Origin of the sequence: Caballeronia sp. SL2Y3 (assembly GCF_022879575.1) — a bacterium.
Classification (GTDB): domain Bacteria; phylum Pseudomonadota; class Gammaproteobacteria; order Burkholderiales; family Burkholderiaceae; genus Caballeronia.
The window spans coordinates 656,617-673,308 of record NZ_CP084262.1 but is presented as its reverse complement, the minus strand read 5'-3'; the positions used below and the strand labels follow the sequence as shown (position 1 = coordinate 673,308).

Sequence of the window (16,692 nt, the reverse complement as noted above, 5' to 3'; positions counted from 1 at the left end):
CGCACGCCATGAATGACGCCGCGAAACGGACGTTCGACTGGAGGCGACTGGCGCTGTGCGCGTTGCTGTTCGCTGTGTTGCCGCGCATTGCGTGGTCGCAAAGCTGTACGTTCACCACGAGCAACATCAGCTTCGGCGCGGTGAGTACCATCAGCGGCGTTCCGGCCGACGCGACGGGCACGATCGGCGTCAACTGCACCGGCTTTTCGACGGCGACCGTCAGGCTGTGCCTGAGCCTCGGCGCGCCCGGAGGCAGCACGTTCGTGCAGCGCGTTTTGAGCGGACCGTCGGCCAACAAGCTGACAGCGAACATCTATTCCGACGCGTCGCATCAAACGATATGGGGTTCGTACTATTCGTCGGGATCGCCGCCGCTCGTACAGTTGGATTTACCCGTGACCGCGGGAAGCGCATCGACCAATGTGACGATGTATGGCCGCATCGACGCGAATCAGGTGTCGGCCATCGTCGGGAGCTACACGCTGACGTTCACGACCAACGACACGCTCTTCGCCTACTCGGGCTACACGGGCACGCCGCCGAGTTGCGCCAACTTCATCAGCCCGAACGGGAGAACGAGCTTCACGCTGACTGCGAGCGTCGTCGCCGATTGCAACATCGTCGCGGCACCGCTCGCCTTTCCCGCTGCGAGTCTGCTCGACCAGCCGCTTCAGGCGACGAGCACCGTGCAGGTGACGTGCGTTTCCGGCGCCCCGTACACCGTCGCACTGGACGGCGGAACGACACCCGGCGGCACGGTCGCGATGCGCAAGCTAGGGCTTCCATCCGGCGCCGCGACGGTCAACTACCAGTTGTACGCCGACGCGGCCCGCACTCGCCCGTGGGGCGACGGCACAAATGGCACAACGACGAACACCGGCACGGGCGTGGGCTCGTCGCAGTCGTTCGTTGTATACGGCCAAGTGCCGGCTCAACCATCGCAGCCGGCGGGCAACTACTCGGACACGATCACAGCGACAGTCAGCTTCTAACTCGACTCAAAGCGCCTGCAGACACCGCAATACACATTCCGTTGTGACGTGGCATCATGAAGACGCTGTCCGCCATCCACGCAACCGCTCGCCGGAGACGCCATGGAAGTGACCATCAGCGAATTGACAGGGCTGCTCGAGGAACTGGAACGTGAAGATCCCGTCGATTACGGCGATCTGCCGTTCGGCGAGCCGGAACTGCGCGGGCTCGTCTTGACTTCGCTTCTGGAGAGGCATCGCAGCTTGCAGGCGAGCGGGCTCAATCCCGGCGATGTGAACCTCACGTATATGCTCACCACGGCGCTGCTGGTCATCGAGAACCTCGTTTTGCACGCGCGGCTGCTGTTGCTGCAAGGGCAGCGCATCGATGTGAGCGCGTTGTTGCGCAAGTATTCGGGCGGATAGATTCTCGGTCGGCGTGGCGTCGCCGATTAGTCGCGCAGGCGGCTGGGCGGCCGATAGCCGGGAATCTGCTGCAACGCTGCATGGCAAGCCGCTGAAAGCGCGGCCAGCCGTTCGACGCTCGCGCGCAGTTGCGCGTGTGTCCGGGCTATGTCCTCGCGAAGCGTCTCGATTCGAGGCGTGATTCTGTCTTCGATCGCCTCGCCGATTGCGCCGCACGCGAGAAGCGCCTCGGCGTCGTGACGAGCTTCGCGAAGCTCCATGACATGAAGCTTGTTCTGCGCGATCAACCGCGCGTGCGCTTCGGCGAGTTCGCCGAGCCCCATCGACCGCATGCGCTCGATGAAATGACGCATCGAACGCAGTGTCGCCTCGCCCGCGTCGTAGGCCATGAACTGAACATCGTCGATCGATAGCGACAGACGGCCTTCCGGGGTTTCGAATTCGAGCTTCGTGCGCATGACGGTGGCAACGGGTGGTGTGAGTTGCTCAAATTCTAGGCACGCGATGATGGCCGGCGCTTAGGAGAAGGCCGAATTCGGCGCGCCGGTCGGCGATCGCTGCGTTTCCGTTTACGCGTCGATGCAGGCCGTCAGCGCGTGGTCGCGACGGCGGGCTCGATGGACGTCGCCTCGTCCACGATGTCCAGCCCCCAGTCGCCGAATGTGTACCAGTCTTCGCCCAACAGCTCTGCCGGATGCTGCGTGCGGCTCGATCCGTTTCCGCAACGCAGCGCCTCCGCTCCGCAGTAATGGTCGCAACCCCAGCAATTACGTTCCGGGTGCTTGGGATGAAGGGGAAATCGCTTTGCCATGATCTCTTCGATCCTTGGTCAGATGTGGCTCGTCGCGTGAAGAAGGCTACGACGTGCGCGGACGGCGGCTTGGTCACCTTCCTCACGAACGCCTGCCGTTCGCTAGTCAACCGGCCGCGACCGCCGCCTGCGTGCTGCCGGTAAGCAACAGTTCGATCAGTTCGCGCACGCTGCGGATCGCCGCGCCGAACGGCAACTTCTCGCGTCCCCGGAAGAACAAGCCGTTGCCCACGTCGCCGCGCAGCGCCGCCGCGAGCCGCGTGTCGATGCAAAAGTGCCCGAACTTCTCGATGCCGTCGCGCAGTCCGCACGCGCTCAGGCATTCGAGCGCGGTGGGGCACGTCTGCTTGCGTGCGCCGATCTTCGTGCGAATGCGCTCTTCGTTGCGCAGGTAGCGCATGAGCCACGGCGTCTTCACGGCTCTCGCGGGCAGGCCGGTCACGCTGACGAACTCGACGATATCCTCCGGCTTCGCCTGCGCGAGCACGCGCTTGAATTCGGGATGCGCGTCGCCTTCCTCCGTCACGGCGAACGGCGTGCCGACCTGGACGCCGTTCGCGCCCGCCGCGAGCCACATGCGCACGGCTTCGTGGCTGTTGATGCCGCCCGCGACGATCACCGGCACATCCGCACGCGCCAGTCCGAGCGACGCGAATACGGTTTCCAGGTCTGCGAGCACGCGCGCGAAACCGAAGCGCTCGTTGTCCATGTCCGCGACGTCGTTCACGCCGAGGTGTCCGCCGGCATGCGCCGGGTGTTCGATCACGATGGCATCCGGCAGGCGTCCCTTCTTCATCCACTTCTTCAGCACGAGCGCGACGCCGCGGCTGTCGGAGAGAATCGGGATCAGCGCGATATCGCAGCCTTGCGTCAGATCGGGCAAATCGAGCGGCAAGCCCGCGCCCATGACGATCGCATCGGCGCGCTCTTCGCAGGCCACGCGCACGTAGTCGCCGTGCGCGCTGACCGCTTTCATCACGTTCACGGCAATCATGCCGCGACCTTCCGACAATGCACGCGCGCCGCGAATCTCACGTCGGAGCGCGGTCAGATTCGCTTGCTCCAGCGTCTCGCGCGACGGATCGGCGCGGCACATGTCGAGCAGATCGGCGTGGTGATGGCGCAGATCGATACTCGCGATGGTGCCGACCGCCCCTTCTCGCGCCACGCTGCCCGCGAGCCGGTGCGCCGAAATGCCGACGCCCATGCCGCCCTGCACGATCGGCAGCACGCTGCGCCCGCGAATGACCAGCGACGCGAACGCGTTCTTTCCCGCGCTCGGAGAAGGTTGAATTCCAGCTTGATTTCGATTCATGATCTGACTGCCTGATGTGGTCGGCAAAAGCCGTCGATACGCCGCTAAGGTCAAGCGGCGTTCATGGTGTTTCGTGGAAGACCGGCGCCGTCACCGCGTCCGAGCGATCCGCGTCGTGCCCCGCGGCGTAGAGCGCGACCTGGACGCGACTCGTGAAGTTGAGCTTGCGCAAGATGTTCCGCACGTGAATCTTCACCGTGCTCTCAGCCAGCGAAAGCGTGCGCGCGATCTCCTTGTTGCTCCCTCCGCGCGAGAGCTCGCGAATGATGTCGCGCTCGCGCGACGTGAGCGGATCGGACGCAGGAGCCAGCGAGGACGTCAGCGGCCCGTGCCCGGCTTCCGCCAGCGTCGCGGGCCGCCGCATGCTTGCGACGAGCTTCGCGGTCATGTCATCCGCGACAACGGGTTCGCCCGCCGCCGCCTTTCGAATGGCCACGCAAAGCGTCTCAGCTTCGATGCTTTTCAGCAAATAGCCGCATGCGCCTTCGCGCAGCGCCACGGTCAACTCGTCGACGTCCTCCGACACCGTGAGCATGACGACAGCGGCGCGCGGCAAATCCTGAGCGAGCAGCCGCAGTGTTTCGAGCCCGGAAAGTCCGGGCATGTTGATGTCGAGCAGAATGACGTCCGGGCAGAACTGCTTTGCCCGCTTGACGCCTTCGAGCCCATCCGCCGCCTCGCCGACGACTTCCAGGTCCGGCTGGCGCTGCAAGAGCGCGCGCACGCCGGAGCGAAACAGCGTGTGATCGTCGATGAGCAGAATGCGGATGGCCATGTTGAAATGCAGGACGACAGATGAAGCGGGATGTCAGACGGCCTGACGCGCATGAGGCGGAAGAACCAGTTCGACGCGCGCGCCGCGCCCCGGCGCGCCGGTCAACCGCAAGGTCGCCGACAACCGCTCGGCGCGTTCGCGCATGATGTGAAAGCCTACGTGCCTTTCGTCCAGAGTGCCCATGTCTTGAAGATCGTAGCCTTGGCCATCGTCCTCGACAAGCAGCCTGAATTCGCTTTCATTGACGATCGTCACATGGACCTCAGTTGCCTCCGCATGCTTGCGAATGTTAGAGAGCGCCTCCTGCAGAATGAAGAGAATCTGCAACTGATGATCGGCGGCGAGCGGTGGCCCGCCCGCCTCGCGATAGTCCAGTGCCACCGGTATGCCGGATTGCGATCTGAAGCGATCGACGGTGCTCTCGACCGCGAGCCTGAGCTTGCCCGTGCCGAGCTTCGAGCGAAAGTTGATGAGCAGCTCGCGCACGTCCTCGTAGCTTTCCGCGACGCCGCCCGCGAGCAAGGGCACGATCTCCCGGATTTCGTCCATCCGGTCGTCGCTCGCGGCGGCATCGAGCATATGCACCTGCATCTTCAAGAAGTTGAGGCTTTGCGCGATGCTGTCATGCAGTCCCTGAGCGACGAGGTTGCGCTCTTCCGACACCGCCAATTGCCGCTCGAGCGCCGCGAGGCGCCGATTCTTGACGGCCGTGCCTAAATGTTTGCCGAGCGTTTCGAGAAGCTGCATTTCCGAAGGAGGAAACACGCGCGGATGCTTGAAATGCAGCGAGAAGGAGCCGAGCTTCTCGCCTTGCGACACGATGCCGAACGCCACGAGGCCGTTGAAGTCGTTCCGGTGGCATCGCGGACGCGTCGCCCGCGACATGTGATGAACCACCGGCGCTCCATGAGCCGCCGCGTCCCCGCACAAACAGTCGTTGGGAGGCATGGAACGCTCCGCGTTCACCAGTTCTTCGGGCAGTCCTTCGTATGCAATCAGATGCAGGTGCCCATCTTCCTCGGACATCAGTCGCACGGTCGCGCCGTATGCGCCGAACTCGCGCGTCAGCCGCGAGATGAAGCCTTGGCACAGCGCCCCGACATCGTTCGGCAAATTCAGAAACGCCGTCATTTCATAGAGCGCGGACAATTCGCGATTCTGTGCCTCCAGTTCAGCCATGTTCGATTCGACGCGCTTGGCGAGCTCGCCATAAAGCTGCTGAAGTTCCGCCGCCATGTGGTTGAAACCCGCGGCGAGTTGGCCGAACTCGTCGAGCGTCATGACGGGCAAGCGCGCCTCGAACTGACGCTTCCGGATTCGCAACAGCCCTTCCTGCAATCGCTGAACCGGCGCGACGAACCAGACGAAAAGCAAATACACGATGGCCACCGTACCGAGGCACGACATGGCCGCGAGCGCGACCTGCGACGTGCGCAGCCATGCCGTCTTGCGCGCGTTGTCGCGCTCGATCAGGCTCACGAGCGCGTCCGCCTGCGCGACGAACGGCGGCAGCGCCGCCAGATACGCCGACGCGCTCGACGCATAGCGCGCCTGCTGTTCCAGCGCGCTGCGCCATACATATTCGACCGTATCGAATTGCTGGCGTATGCCGGCATCGTCCGGAAGAAACAATGGCCGCGCGGGATCGCCCTGCCGGAGACTCGCTAGCGTCGCGTTCATGTGGTCGATCTGCGCGTTCAGCGCGGATCGGTCGCCGTCGGGCTGAGTCGTGAGCAAGGCAATGCCGACGGCATTCGCGCGCATCCGCAGGCTGCCAGCATCGTTGATCGCCGCGCCCGCGCCCTGCAGTTGCCACGATAGCCACAACGTACCGCCGATCATCGCGAGCACGAGCACGAGCGCCACCGTCGACAGGCGGACGATGCGCCGGGTGAGCCGCTTGCGCGGCTGCGGGTACGACGCGCGGCCCATCGTGCTCAGCGCGTGCGAACCAGCTGCCACGCACGGGCGACATAAGTCACCGACGCGAAGCCGCTCCATACATGCACGAGGCGCGTGAACGGGAAAATGACGAAGAGACTCATGCCCATGAAAAGATGCAACCGGAAGACGAGCGGCGCGCTCGCCACATAGCTTGCCGCGTCGCCACGGAACGTTGCAATGCGCTGCGCCCATGTCATGAGACGAACCATCATCGCGCCATCCAGATGCCCGGCGGATTCACCGATTGTCGAGAGACCGAGCAGCAGCGTAACCAGAATCCAGAGCAGCAGCACGCGATCGCCCGTCTTCGTGAGCGCCGAGAGCCGCGCGCTCGTGAGCCGGCGGTGCAGCAGGATCGCGAGCCCGGCGAGGCACATCGCGCCCATCGCGCCGCCCGCGATCATCGCGACAGCCTGCTTCACGCTGTGCGCGACGCCGAGCCAATCCCAGACCGCGACCGGCGTCAGCAATCCGACGAGATGGCCGAAGAACAAGCCGAGAATGCCGACATGGAACAGGATGTTTCCGAGCCTCAGGTTTCCGCGCTCGATCAGCTGCGTGCTATCCGCTTTCCATGTGTACTGCTCGCGCTCGAAGCGCATGAGGCTGCCGAAGAGGAAGATGCACGCCGCAATATACGGATAAATGCCAAAGAGAAAGGTATTCACCGCGCCTCCTTTGCGGTTGATGTGCTTTGTTCCGCAGCCGATGCAAAGCTGCGCGGATGAAAACGGATAGGCTGCACCGTCACCGGATGCGACGGCACGAGCAGCGGCTCGACGCCGTCGTGGCCGGGGCCGAACATGTCCAGCGCTTCGTCCATGTCGCGCACCGGCGGCTGCATGAGCGGACGCGGCTCGACGGACGCGAGGCCGCGCAGCACCGCGAACACGCCCGCGTACGGACTACCGCCTTCTGCGAGCCGCGTGCCGATGGCATCGAGAATGTGGATCGCATCGTCGAGCAGCGCCTGCGCCTTGGCCGGCTCAATCAGGCCGAGCACTTCCAGAAAAAGCGGCACATAGTCCGGCAGCTCGTTTCGCGCGACTTCGAGGCCCAAGCCGTGGTATTCATCCAGCAAGTCCACCATTGCCTGACCGCGGTCGCGGCTCTCCCCGTGCACATGCTCGAAGAGATGCAGCGAATGCGACGGCGTGCGATCGAAAGTGGCCACGTAGTTTTCTTGTAGCGCGATCAGCGAGCGCGTTTTCAGCGCGTCGATCAGCGGCCCAAGGTGCGCGCTCGCCTGCGGCCACTCGGCGAGCGCGGCTTCGATCTGCGGCAATGAGTCGATCAGCGCGGGTCCGGGGTAGTCGAGCAATGCGGAAAGAATGCGATAAAGCGACATCGTAGCTCCTCGGTCAGACGACTTTCTTGCGCGATGTCGGCAAGTCCGCGAATGCGACCTCGCCGTGCGCACGCGAGCCGAACAGCGAGCCGCCCGACACGCCCGTCGAACAGCCGTTGCCGAACGAAAAGCCGCAACTGCCCTTCTCGTCGAAGCTGTCCTCGGCCATCTCCTTGTGCGACGAAGGCACAACGAAGCGGTCTTCGTAGTTGGCGATCGCCATGAGTCGATACATGTCTTGCACTTGCGACGCGGTAAGGCCGGCATCGCGCAGAACGGCTTCGTCCGCGACGTCGTCCACCGTTTCCGCCCGCTTGTACGCGCGCATGGCGAGCAGCCGGGTGAGCGCGGAAACGATCGGCGCTTCATTGCCCGCCGTCAGCAGATTCGCCAGATAGCGCATGGGAATGCGCAAGCTCTGGACATCCGGAATCACGCCGTTCATGCCCATGTGGCCGGCATCCGCCGCGGACTGAATGGGCGAAAGCGGCGGCACGTACCAGACCATCGGCAAGGTGCGGTATTCGGGGTGCAACGGGAACGCCACCTTCCACTCGCACGCCATGCGATACACCGGCGAGCGCGCGGCGGCATCCACCCAACTTTGCGCGATTCCCTGACGCAGTGCTTCGGCGCGAACATAAGAATCGTGTGGGTCGAGGAAGAGATCGAGCTGCGCCTGATACAGGTCGGTGGTCTTCTCGACGGATGCCGCTTCGCCGATGCGATCCGCGTCGTACAGCATGACGCCGAGATAACGGATGCGCCCGACGCACGTTTCCGAACAGACGGTAGGCTGCCCCGCTTCGATACGCGGAAAGCAAAAGACGCACTTCTCCGCCTTGCCCGACTTCCAGTTGAAGTACATCTTCTTGTACGGGCAGCCGGACACGCACATGCGCCAGCCGCGACACTTGTCCTGATCGACGAACACGATGCCGTCGTCCTCGCGCTTGTACACGGACCCGGAAGGACACGACGCGACGCACGCCGGATTCAGGCAATGCTCGCAAAGACGCGGCAGGTACATCATGAACGTGTTCTCGAAACTCGCGTACATCTCCTTCTGCACGTTCTCGAACAGCTTGTCGCGGCTGCGCGAGTCGAATTCCCCGCCAAGGTCGTCTTCCCAGTTCGGCCCCCAGTGAATCTTGTCCATCTTGTTGCCCGTGATGGCCGAGACCGGGCGCGCGGTCGGCGGGGTTTCGGACAGCGGCGCCTTTTGAAGAGACTCGTAATCGAACGTGAAGGGCTCGTAGTAATCGTCGATGGCGGGCAGATTCGGATTCGCGAACATGTTGGCCAGCACCTTGAGCTTGCCGCCCTGACGCGGCTCGATGCGCCCGTCGCTTCTGCGGACCCAGCCGCCGTTCCACTTCTCCTGGTTCTGCCATTCCTTCGGATAGCCGATGCCTGGCTTCGTCTCGACGTTGTTGAACCACGCGTACTCGACGCCATCACGCGCAGTCCAAACGTTCTTGCACGTGACCGAACACGTGTGGCACCCGATGCACTTGTCCAGGATCAGAACCATCGCCACTTGAGCGCGAATTTTCATGATGCTGCTCCTTCCTTGAGCGGACCTTCGAGCCAGTCCACCTTCTTCATTTTGCGCACGATCACGTATTCGTCGCGATTGCTGCCGACCGTTCCGTAATAGTTGAAGCCATACGCCTGTTGCGCATAGCCGCCGATCATGTGCGTCGGTTTCAGCACGGTACGCGTCACCGAGTTATGGATGCCGCCGCGCATGCCGCTCATTTCCGCGCCGGGCACATTGATGATCTTTTCCTGCGCGTGATACATGAGGCACATGCCGCGCGGAACGCGCTGGCTAACGACGACTCGCGCCGTCAGCGTGCCGTTGCTGTTGAACACCTCGACCCAGTCGTTATCGGCGAGGCCGGCCTCCTTGGCTTCTGCTTCCGACACCCACACGTGCGGCCCGCCGCGCGATAGCGTGAGCATGCGCAGGTTGTCGGTGTAGGTCGAATGGATGCCCCACTTCTGATGCGGCGTGATCCAGTTGAGGACGAGTTCCTGCTCGCCGTTCGGCCTGGCGCCTAGCATCGGCGCGATGGTTTTCGTGTCGATGGCGGGCTTGTACGCGCAGGAACCCTCGCCGAAATCCAGCATCCAGCGGTGGTCCTGATAGAACTGCTGCCGACCGGTGAGCGTGCGCCACGGAATCAGTTCGTGCACGTTGGTATAGCCCGCGTTGTAGCTGACTTCTTCGGATTCCAGGCCCGACCATGTCGGCGCGGATATGATCTTGCGCGGCTGCGCCTGAACGTCGCGGAAGCGGATCTTGTCGTGCTCGCGCCCCGCTGCGAGATGCGTGTGATCGCGTCCCGTGATCTTCGACAGCGCGTCCCATGCCTTGACGGCGACGTGTCCATTCGTCTCGGGCGCAAAGGTGAGAATCATCTCGGCGGCATCGACGGCCGTATCGAGGCGCGGGCGGCCGTTCTTGTCGCCGGATAGCGTCGCCAGCTCGCGGACTTCGTGCGCCGTATTCCAGCTGATGCCCTTGCCGCCGTTACCGAGCTTTTCCAGCAGCGGCCCGACCGAAGTGAACTTGTCGTAGATGGCGCGGTAGTCACGCTCGACCAGCGTCATGGCCGGCGCGGTCTTGCCCGGAATGAGATCGCATTCGCCCGCGCGCCAGTCCTTCGGCTCGAAAGCCTGTCCGAGTTCGCCCGGCGTGTCGTGCATGAGCGGCGTGGTCACGAGATCGGTGCGCGTGCCGAGATGCGCGCCGCCGATCTCGGAGAATTTCTTCGCGATGGCCTTGTAGATCTCCCAGTCGGTCTTGCTTTCCCACAACGGCTGCACCGCCTCCGACAACGGATGGATGAACGGATGCATGTCCGAGGTGTTGAGGTCGTCCTTCTCGTAGAACGTCGCGCTCGGCAGCACGATATCGCCGTACAGGCAGGTCGTACTCATGCGGAAATCGAGCACCGTCAGCAAGTCCAGCTTGCCCTCGGCGGCCGGACGCACTTTCACTTCGGTCGGCTTGATGGCGGCGGACTCGTCGTCGAAAAGCGCGTTTTGCGTGCCGAGCAGATACTTCAGGAAGTATTCGTGGCCCTTGCCCGAGCTTCCGAGAATATTCGAGCGCCAAACGAACATGTTGCGCGGGAAGTTGGCGGGATTGTCGGGATCGTCGCACGCGAGGTTCAGCGCGCCGGACTTCAACTGTTCCACCGCATATTCGATCGGCTCGCGTCCGGCGCGCTTCGCGGCGTCCGCGATATCGAGCGGATTCGCGCCGAGCTGCGGCGCCGAGGGCAGCCAGCCCATGCGCTCGGATTTGGCATTGAGGTCGATCATCGAGAGGCCCGCGTAGCGCGCCTTGTCCGCGCCGGGACCGAGAATTTCCTCGACGCTCACCTTCTCGTGCCGCCATTGGCTCGTGTGGTTGTAGAAGAACGACGTGCCGTTCATCTGGCGCGGCGGGCGCGACCAGTCGAGCGCGAACGCGAGCGGCGCCCAGCCGAACTGCGGACGCAGCTTTTCCTGTCCGACGTAGTGCGCCCAGCCGCCGCCGCTCTGACCGACGCATCCGCACATCATCAAGAGATTGATGATGCCGCGATAAATCATGTCATTGTGATACCAGTGGTTCAGCGCCGCGCCGACGATCACCATGCTCTTGCCGTGCGTGCGGTCTGCGTTGTCCGCGAACTCGCGCGCCACCTGAATGACGAGGTGCCGCGGCACCGAGGTGTGCTTTTCCTGCCACGCAGGCGTGTAGGGCACGTCGTCGTCGAACGACGCGGCGACGTTCGGGCCGCCGAGGCCCTGATCGACGCCATAGTTCGCCATCTGGAGGTCGTACACCGTCGCGATCAGCGCGCTCGTGCCGTCCTCAAGCGTGATGCGCCGGACGGGCACGCGCCGCGCGAGCAGTGCATCGTGCTCGCTGCCGAAGTACGGGAAGCTTACATCGACGACATCGTCGTGCGTAGCGACGAGCGACAGACGCGGATGGATTTCGCGGCCCGATCCGCCGTCCCTTTGCTCGAGGTTCCAGCGACCCGCCTTCGCGCCTTCGCCATGATTCTGCTCGCCCCAGCGAAAACCGATGGTCCCGTTCGGCGCGACAATATCTCCGGTCTTCTCGTCGATGACGAGCGTCTTCCACTGCGGATTGTTCGCCTCATCGAGATTGCCCTGCAACTGCGATGCGCGCAGGAACTGGTCGGGCACGAGCGTGCCTTCGCGCTCGCGAAGCAGCACGAGCATCGGCATGTCGGTGTACTGCTTCACGTAGTCGCGGAAGTACGCCGACTTGCCGCTCGCGTGAAACTCCTTGAGCACCACATGGCCCATGGCCATGGCCAGCGCGGCGTCGGTGCCCTGCTTCGGCGCGAGCCAGATGTCGCCGAACTTGACCATCTCGCCGAAGTCCGACGACACCGCTACGGTCTTCGTGCCCTTGTAGCGCACTTCGGTATAGAAGTGGGCGTCCGGCGTGCGCGTCTGCGGCACGTTCGAGCCCCAGACCATGAGATACGTCGAGTTGTACCAGTCGGCCGATTCGGGCACGTCGGTCTGTTCGCCCCAGATTTGCGGCGATGCGGGCGGCAAGTCACAATACCAGTCGTAGAACGAGAGGCAGGCCCCGCCGATCAGGCTCAGATAGCGCGCGCCTGCGGCATACGAGACCATCGACATGGCCGGAATCGGCGAGAAGCCGATCACGCGGTCCGGACCGTACTTGCCGATGGTATGCGCGTTGGCCGCCGCGATGATCTCCGTCACCGTATCCCAGTCCGCGCGCACGAAGCCGCCGAGGCCGCGCACGCGCTTGTAGCGCGCGGCCTTCTCGGGATCTTCGCAGATCGACGCCCACGCCGCGACGGGCGCGAGCGTCTTGCGAGCCTCGCGCCACATTTCGATGAGCCGGCCGCGAACCAGCGGGTATTTCACGCGCTGCGCGGAGTAGACGTACCAGCTATACGACGCACCGCGCGGGCATCCACGCGGCTCATGATTCGGCAGATCGGGGCGCGTGCGCGGGTAGTCCGTCTGCTGCGTTTCCCAGGTGATCAAGCCGTTCTTGACATAGACTTTCCACGAGCAGGAGCCCGTGCAATTCACGCCATGCGTCGAGCGCACGATCTTGTCGTGCTGCCAACGGCTGCGATATCCGTTCTCCCACTTGCGGTCCTCGTCCACGACCGCGCCGTGTCCATTCGCGAACGTGGATTTGACGCGGGACATGAACTTCAGGCGGTCCAAGAAGTGACTCATCCGATTCTCCGGCTCTGCGGCTCTGCGCGCGCCATGGCTGGTGCGCACAGCGGCTTATGTTGATAGATCGATGTCGAGTGTAGGTGTGCCGAACGCGCGCGCCCATCGTCCGAATGGTGCGTTCAAGGCATCTCCGAAGGCGTAGGTTCTTGCGGCGCGTATAAGCCTTTGGTGTTAGTCCACGCGGTCAGCAAGGCATCGGCGCGTTGCGTCGCGCGTAGCACCACCACGTCACCAGGGCGCACACCGCATAGAACGCGATGAAGCAGTACAGCGCCAACACGGGCGACCCCGTCGCGCCAATCGACGTGCCGAAGCTGCGCGGGATGAAAAAGCCGCCGTACGCGCCGATCGCACCCGCGAAGCCGAGAACTGCTGCGGATTCCTTGCTGGCGTCGTGGATAGCGTGCTTCTTGTCGGCTTCGGACTTCTCGGCGGCTTCCCGCTGCTTCTGCGTGAGGAAGATCACCGGAATCATGCGGAACGTCGAGCCGTTGCCGATGCCCGTCAGCGCGAACAGCACGATGAACATTGCGAGGAAGGCTGCGAAGCTGCCGGGCGCGCCGTCGTGCGGCAGCGAGGCGATCACGCCGATCACGGCTGCGATCATCGCGATGAAGGTCCATAACGTCACACGCGCGCCGCCGATGCGATCCGAAATCCAGCCGCCGACCGGCCGCGTGAGCGCGCCGGCGAGCGGGCCGAGGAACGCATAGGCAGTCGGATTCACCGACGGGAACTCCGCTTTCGTCAGCAAGGCGAGACCTGCGGAGAAGCCGATGAAAGAACCGAACGTGCCGATATAAAGCAGGCACATCAGCCAGTTGTGCTTACGCTTGAAGATGACGGCTTGTTCGGCGAACGATGCCTTAGCGTCCGCGATATCGTTCATGCCGAACCATGCCGCGAGCGCGGAGGCCACGATGAACGGCACCCAGATGAAACCCGCGTTCTGCAGCCAGATGCCGCGCTCGAGGCCGTGCGACACATACGACTGCCCCGCGCCGCCGAGCGTGCCGAACACCGATCCCGCGATAACTAGCGGCGTGACGAACTGCACCACAGACACGCCCAGATTGCCGATCCCCGCGTTCATTCCCGTGGCGAAGCCCTTCTTGGCCTTCGGAAAAAAGAAGCTGATGTTCGCCATCGACGAGCTGAAATTCGCGCCGCCGAAACCGCAGAGCAATGCGAGCACGAGCAGCGTCGGATACGTGGTCGAAGGATCGCGCAGCGCGAAGCCCATGCCGAGCGCGGGAATCAGCAGGCTCGCGGTGGATAACGCCGTGAAGCGCCGTCCGCCGAAAATCGGCACGAGGAACGAATAGAAGATGCGCAGCGTCGCGCCCGACACCGCCGGCAACGCAGTGAGCCAGAACAACTGATCTTTCGAGAAGTGGAAGCCGCCCTTGTCCAGATTGACGACGACCACGCTCCACAGCGACCAGACGGCGAACGCCAGCATGAGCGCCGGAATGGAAATGCACAAATTGCGACGCGCGATGGCTTCGCCCGTATCGCGCCAGAAGCCCGTGTTTTCAGGCTCCCATCGAGTGAGGAGATAACGTGACATGAAATGCGCCTTGTGTTGAACGCGCGGCACGCCAGCGTCCGCGCGCTGGATACGTCAGGCAGCGAGCGCGGGCCGCTGCGGTTCGAATGTGAAATGCATGCAGACGAGGCTGACCGCAGTCGCGCCGAACAGCAGCATGAAACAGGTGGTGCGCACGCCGGTCAGATCCATCAGCAAACCGAAAAGAATCGGCAGTAAGAAGCCCGCGAGCCCCCCCGCGAGCCCGACCGCGCCGGAGACCGCGCCGATGTTCGCTGCGAAGTCTTCGGAAATGAACTTGAAGACCGACGCCTTTCCGATCGCCATGGCGACGCCCACGACGAAGATCAGCACCGTGTAGGCGACCGGTCCCGTGGCGATATGAAACGCAAGCGGGCCGTTCGCGGCATGAATAACGAGATCGGTCGCGGGATAGCTCAGCAGAAAGAAGCACGCCAACGCGACCCACATGACCATCCACGTCGTGCGGTATGCGCCGAAGCGATCGGACATCCAGCCGCCCAGCGCGCGCAACACGCCGCCCGGCAGTGAAAAGCAGGCGGCCAGAAACGCGGCGTGCTCGATAGGCAAGCCGTACTGCGTCACGTAGTACTGCGGCATCCACAGCGACAGACCGACATAGCCGCCGAACACGACGGAGTAGTACTGCGCATAGCGCATCACGCGCCGGTCTTTGAGCACGCTCAACTGCGCGACGAAACTTTGTGCGCTCGCACTGCGATGCGCCGGATTCGTGGCCGAGAGCAGCCAGAAGACGAGCGCCGTGACGAGCATGGCGACCGAATAGACTTTCGGCACGATGGTCCACGTGCCCGCCGCGAGCATGAGTACTGGCGCGACGAACTTGTTGACCGCCGCGCCGGAATTGCCCGCGCCGAAGATGCCCATTGCCAGCCCCTGACGCGACTTGGGGAACCAGCGGGCGACATACGGCGTGCCGACCGAAAACCCCGCGCCGGCGATGCCGACGAACAGCCCGAGCAACAGGAACTGCCACAACGCGTCGGCATACGCGATCAGCCAGATTGGCACAACGGTCACCATCATCGTCCAGAAAAAGACGACGCGGCCGCCGTAGCGGTCCGTCCAGATGCCGAGCGGCACGCGCGCGAGCGAGCCGGTCAGCACGGGCGTCGCGGCGATCAGCCCGAACTCGGTGTCGGAAAGATGCAGTTGCTGCTTGAGCGGGATGCCGAGGATGGCGAACACCATCCAGACGGCGAAGCAAACCGTGAAGGCAAATGTGCTCGCGCCGAGCACGCGCCACGCGGTGGCATCGTTCGCGGCGCAAGACGCGGCGGGCGTATTGACGACGGTCATCGTCTGTTCCTCGTGATGAAAGACTTCATCGCGAGGTTACGCAGCGCGAAGCTGAGCGACTATCCGCCGGGCGGAGGAGCGCGACGGAACGTCGCTAGTCAAAAAGGAGTAGAAGCGCCGCGCGGATCGCGGCATCTTCCTTCAGCCGTTACGCTGCAAGTCTGTCGGCAAACTGTAGCGCCCGTCGCGATAGACGAGCCTGAAGCTCTTTCCCTTCGGCACACCGTTCCTGCTCACGCACGCCCCTTTGACGATGCGCGACACGCTATGCACCGTCTTCTCGGCAACATGCAACGACGCATAGCCTTCCGCGCCAGGGGCGCCAATCGAAAGCGTCCGCTTGATCGAGTCGTACCAGCCGTCGCAATGCGTGTCCCATTCGCCGCTCGCCTGCGCGATCGTCAGCCGATCGAGCACCGGGCGCAGCGCCTGGCCGTCGAACGCATAGAGACTCAGCGATGTCGCGCCATGCGGCTTAGGCCCCGACGATCCGTCGAGACTCATGCGCACGCCGAACGCACGCCGCGCCGGAGCCAGTCGATACGGCGCCGTGTCGAGCGCAATATCTGCCGACGCGCCTGCGCGCTGTCCGATCGCCCCCGGCTGATACACGTGCGCGACGATCGCGCCGGTCGCGGTATCGGCGACGAGCACCTCGAGGTTCTCAGCGTTCTCCTGCGCTTGCGTCTCGTCGCCGGAGAACGCAAGCGCCGCGAGCGTCAACGCGGGGCTCGCGGGCCACGTCGCGCAGACGCTGAGCGCGCTATCGAGCGTCTTCTCGGGATGCAGCGTGTTTGCCCACGTCTGCATCATGTCTTCGCAACCGGCGTGCGCGAGCATCGGCGTGAGCACACTGACGGCAAGCAGGATGAGTTTCTTCTTCATGTTGTGATGCGCCTGCGATTCGAGCCTCGCATTTTGACGGCTTACGTTCCCGCTGATGCCAC

14 protein-coding genes are annotated in these 16,692 nt (G+C 63.7%); 2 read left to right on the top strand and 12 right to left on the bottom strand.

The annotated features are described in order from the left end of the window. Nucleotides 1-8 precede the first annotated feature (8 nt). Complete coding sequence (locus tag LDZ26_RS21980; protein WP_244850752.1) at nucleotides 9-992, top strand: spore coat U domain-containing protein; 984 nt, start codon at nucleotides 9-11, stop codon at nucleotides 990-992. Between the two features lie 102 nt (nucleotides 993-1,094). Beyond that, nucleotides 1,095-1,397: a hypothetical protein gene (locus tag LDZ26_RS21975; protein ID WP_244850751.1), complete on the top strand. Its 303-nt coding sequence runs from the start codon at nucleotides 1,095-1,097 to the stop codon at nucleotides 1,395-1,397. 26 nt (nucleotides 1,398-1,423) lie between these two features. Here the strand turns inward: LDZ26_RS21975 and LDZ26_RS21970 are convergent, their stop codons facing one another. The 12 genes from LDZ26_RS21970 to LDZ26_RS21915 all read right to left on the bottom strand — a co-directional run bounded on the left by LDZ26_RS21970 (nucleotide 1,424) and on the right by LDZ26_RS21915 (nucleotide 16,630). After that, the gene (locus LDZ26_RS21970) at nucleotides 1,424-1,855 is read right to left on the bottom strand and encodes a hypothetical protein (RefSeq protein ID WP_244850750.1); all 432 of its coding nucleotides are present in this window, start codon (nucleotides 1,853-1,855) and stop codon (nucleotides 1,424-1,426) included. A 131-nt stretch (nucleotides 1,856-1,986) separates the two neighbouring features. Continuing rightward, nucleotides 1,987-2,208 (bottom strand): DUF3079 domain-containing protein, encoded by a 222-nt coding sequence (locus tag LDZ26_RS21965; protein ID WP_244850749.1) that lies wholly within the window; start codon nucleotides 2,206-2,208, stop codon nucleotides 1,987-1,989. A gap of 106 nt (nucleotides 2,209-2,314) precedes the next feature. Then, complete coding sequence (locus LDZ26_RS21960; protein ID WP_244850748.1) at nucleotides 2,315-3,523, bottom strand: nitronate monooxygenase family protein; 1,209 nt, start codon at nucleotides 3,521-3,523, stop codon at nucleotides 2,315-2,317. A gap of 61 nt (nucleotides 3,524-3,584) precedes the next feature. After that, nucleotides 3,585-4,298 (bottom strand): response regulator, encoded by a 714-nt coding sequence (locus LDZ26_RS21955; RefSeq protein WP_244850747.1) that lies wholly within the window; start codon nucleotides 4,296-4,298, stop codon nucleotides 3,585-3,587. Between the two features lie 33 nt (nucleotides 4,299-4,331). Then, the gene (locus LDZ26_RS21950; RefSeq protein WP_244851128.1) at nucleotides 4,332-6,230 is read right to left on the bottom strand and encodes a type IV pili methyl-accepting chemotaxis transducer N-terminal domain-containing protein; all 1,899 of its coding nucleotides are present in this window, start codon (nucleotides 6,228-6,230) and stop codon (nucleotides 4,332-4,334) included. Between the two features lie 5 nt (nucleotides 6,231-6,235). Continuing rightward, nucleotides 6,236-6,910, bottom strand: coding sequence for a respiratory nitrate reductase subunit gamma (gene narI, locus LDZ26_RS21945; protein ID WP_244850746.1), 675 nt, complete (start codon nucleotides 6,908-6,910; stop codon nucleotides 6,236-6,238). After that, a complete protein-coding gene (gene narJ, locus LDZ26_RS21940) occupies nucleotides 6,907-7,590 on the bottom strand; it encodes a nitrate reductase molybdenum cofactor assembly chaperone (RefSeq protein WP_244850745.1) in 684 nt (227 codons plus the stop codon). The genes narI and narJ overlap by 4 nt, the downstream gene beginning before the upstream one ends. Before the next feature lie 13 nt (nucleotides 7,591-7,603). Beyond that, complete coding sequence (gene narH, locus LDZ26_RS21935; RefSeq protein ID WP_244850744.1) at nucleotides 7,604-9,148, bottom strand: nitrate reductase subunit beta; 1,545 nt, start codon at nucleotides 9,146-9,148, stop codon at nucleotides 7,604-7,606. After that, on the bottom strand, nucleotides 9,145-12,852 hold the full coding sequence (locus tag LDZ26_RS21930; RefSeq protein WP_244850743.1) for a nitrate reductase subunit alpha: 3,708 nt from the start codon (nucleotides 12,850-12,852) through the stop codon (nucleotides 9,145-9,147). The genes narH and LDZ26_RS21930 overlap by 4 nt, the downstream gene beginning before the upstream one ends. Nucleotides 12,853-13,039: 187 nt before the next feature. Then, nucleotides 13,040-14,425, bottom strand: a complete 1,386-nt coding sequence (locus tag LDZ26_RS21925; protein ID WP_244850742.1) for a NarK family nitrate/nitrite MFS transporter — start codon at nucleotides 14,423-14,425, stop codon at nucleotides 13,040-13,042. A 54-nt stretch (nucleotides 14,426-14,479) separates the two neighbouring features. Beyond that, the gene (locus LDZ26_RS21920; RefSeq protein ID WP_244850741.1) at nucleotides 14,480-15,745 is read right to left on the bottom strand and encodes a nitrate/nitrite transporter; all 1,266 of its coding nucleotides are present in this window, start codon (nucleotides 15,743-15,745) and stop codon (nucleotides 14,480-14,482) included. Between the two features lie 141 nt (nucleotides 15,746-15,886). After that, nucleotides 15,887-16,630, bottom strand: coding sequence for a hypothetical protein (locus tag LDZ26_RS21915; RefSeq protein ID WP_244850740.1), 744 nt, complete (start codon nucleotides 16,628-16,630; stop codon nucleotides 15,887-15,889). Nucleotides 16,631-16,692 lie beyond the last annotated feature (62 nt).

Coding starts and splice junctions, on each gene's coding strand:
- LDZ26_RS21970 (WP_244850750.1), bottom strand. CDS start 1,855: ATGCGCACGAAGCTCGAATTCGAAACCCCGGAAGGCCGTCTGTCGCTA.
- LDZ26_RS21980 (WP_244850752.1), top strand. CDS start 9: ATGAATGACGCCGCGAAACGGACGTTCGACTGGAGGCGACTGGCGCTG.
- narJ (WP_244850745.1), bottom strand. CDS start 7,590: ATGTCGCTTTATCGCATTCTTTCCGCATTGCTCGACTACCCCGGACCC.
- LDZ26_RS21915 (WP_244850740.1), bottom strand. CDS start 16,630: ATGAAGAAGAAACTCATCCTGCTTGCCGTCAGTGTGCTCACGCCGATG.
- LDZ26_RS21975 (WP_244850751.1), top strand. CDS start 1,095: ATGGAAGTGACCATCAGCGAATTGACAGGGCTGCTCGAGGAACTGGAA.
- LDZ26_RS21955 (WP_244850747.1), bottom strand. CDS start 4,298: ATGGCCATCCGCATTCTGCTCATCGACGATCACACGCTGTTTCGCTCC.
- LDZ26_RS21925 (WP_244850742.1), bottom strand. CDS start 14,425: ATGTCACGTTATCTCCTCACTCGATGGGAGCCTGAAAACACGGGCTTC.
- LDZ26_RS21950 (WP_244851128.1), bottom strand. CDS start 6,230: ATGGGCCGCGCGTCGTACCCGCAGCCGCGCAAGCGGCTCACCCGGCGC.
- narH (WP_244850744.1), bottom strand. CDS start 9,148: ATGAAAATTCGCGCTCAAGTGGCGATGGTTCTGATCCTGGACAAGTGC.
- LDZ26_RS21930 (WP_244850743.1), bottom strand. CDS start 12,852: ATGAGTCACTTCTTGGACCGCCTGAAGTTCATGTCCCGCGTCAAATCC.
- LDZ26_RS21920 (WP_244850741.1), bottom strand. CDS start 15,745: ATGACCGTCGTCAATACGCCCGCCGCGTCTTGCGCCGCGAACGATGCC.
- LDZ26_RS21965 (WP_244850749.1), bottom strand. CDS start 2,208: ATGGCAAAGCGATTTCCCCTTCATCCCAAGCACCCGGAACGTAATTGC.
- LDZ26_RS21960 (WP_244850748.1), bottom strand. CDS start 3,523: ATGAATCGAAATCAAGCTGGAATTCAACCTTCTCCGAGCGCGGGAAAG.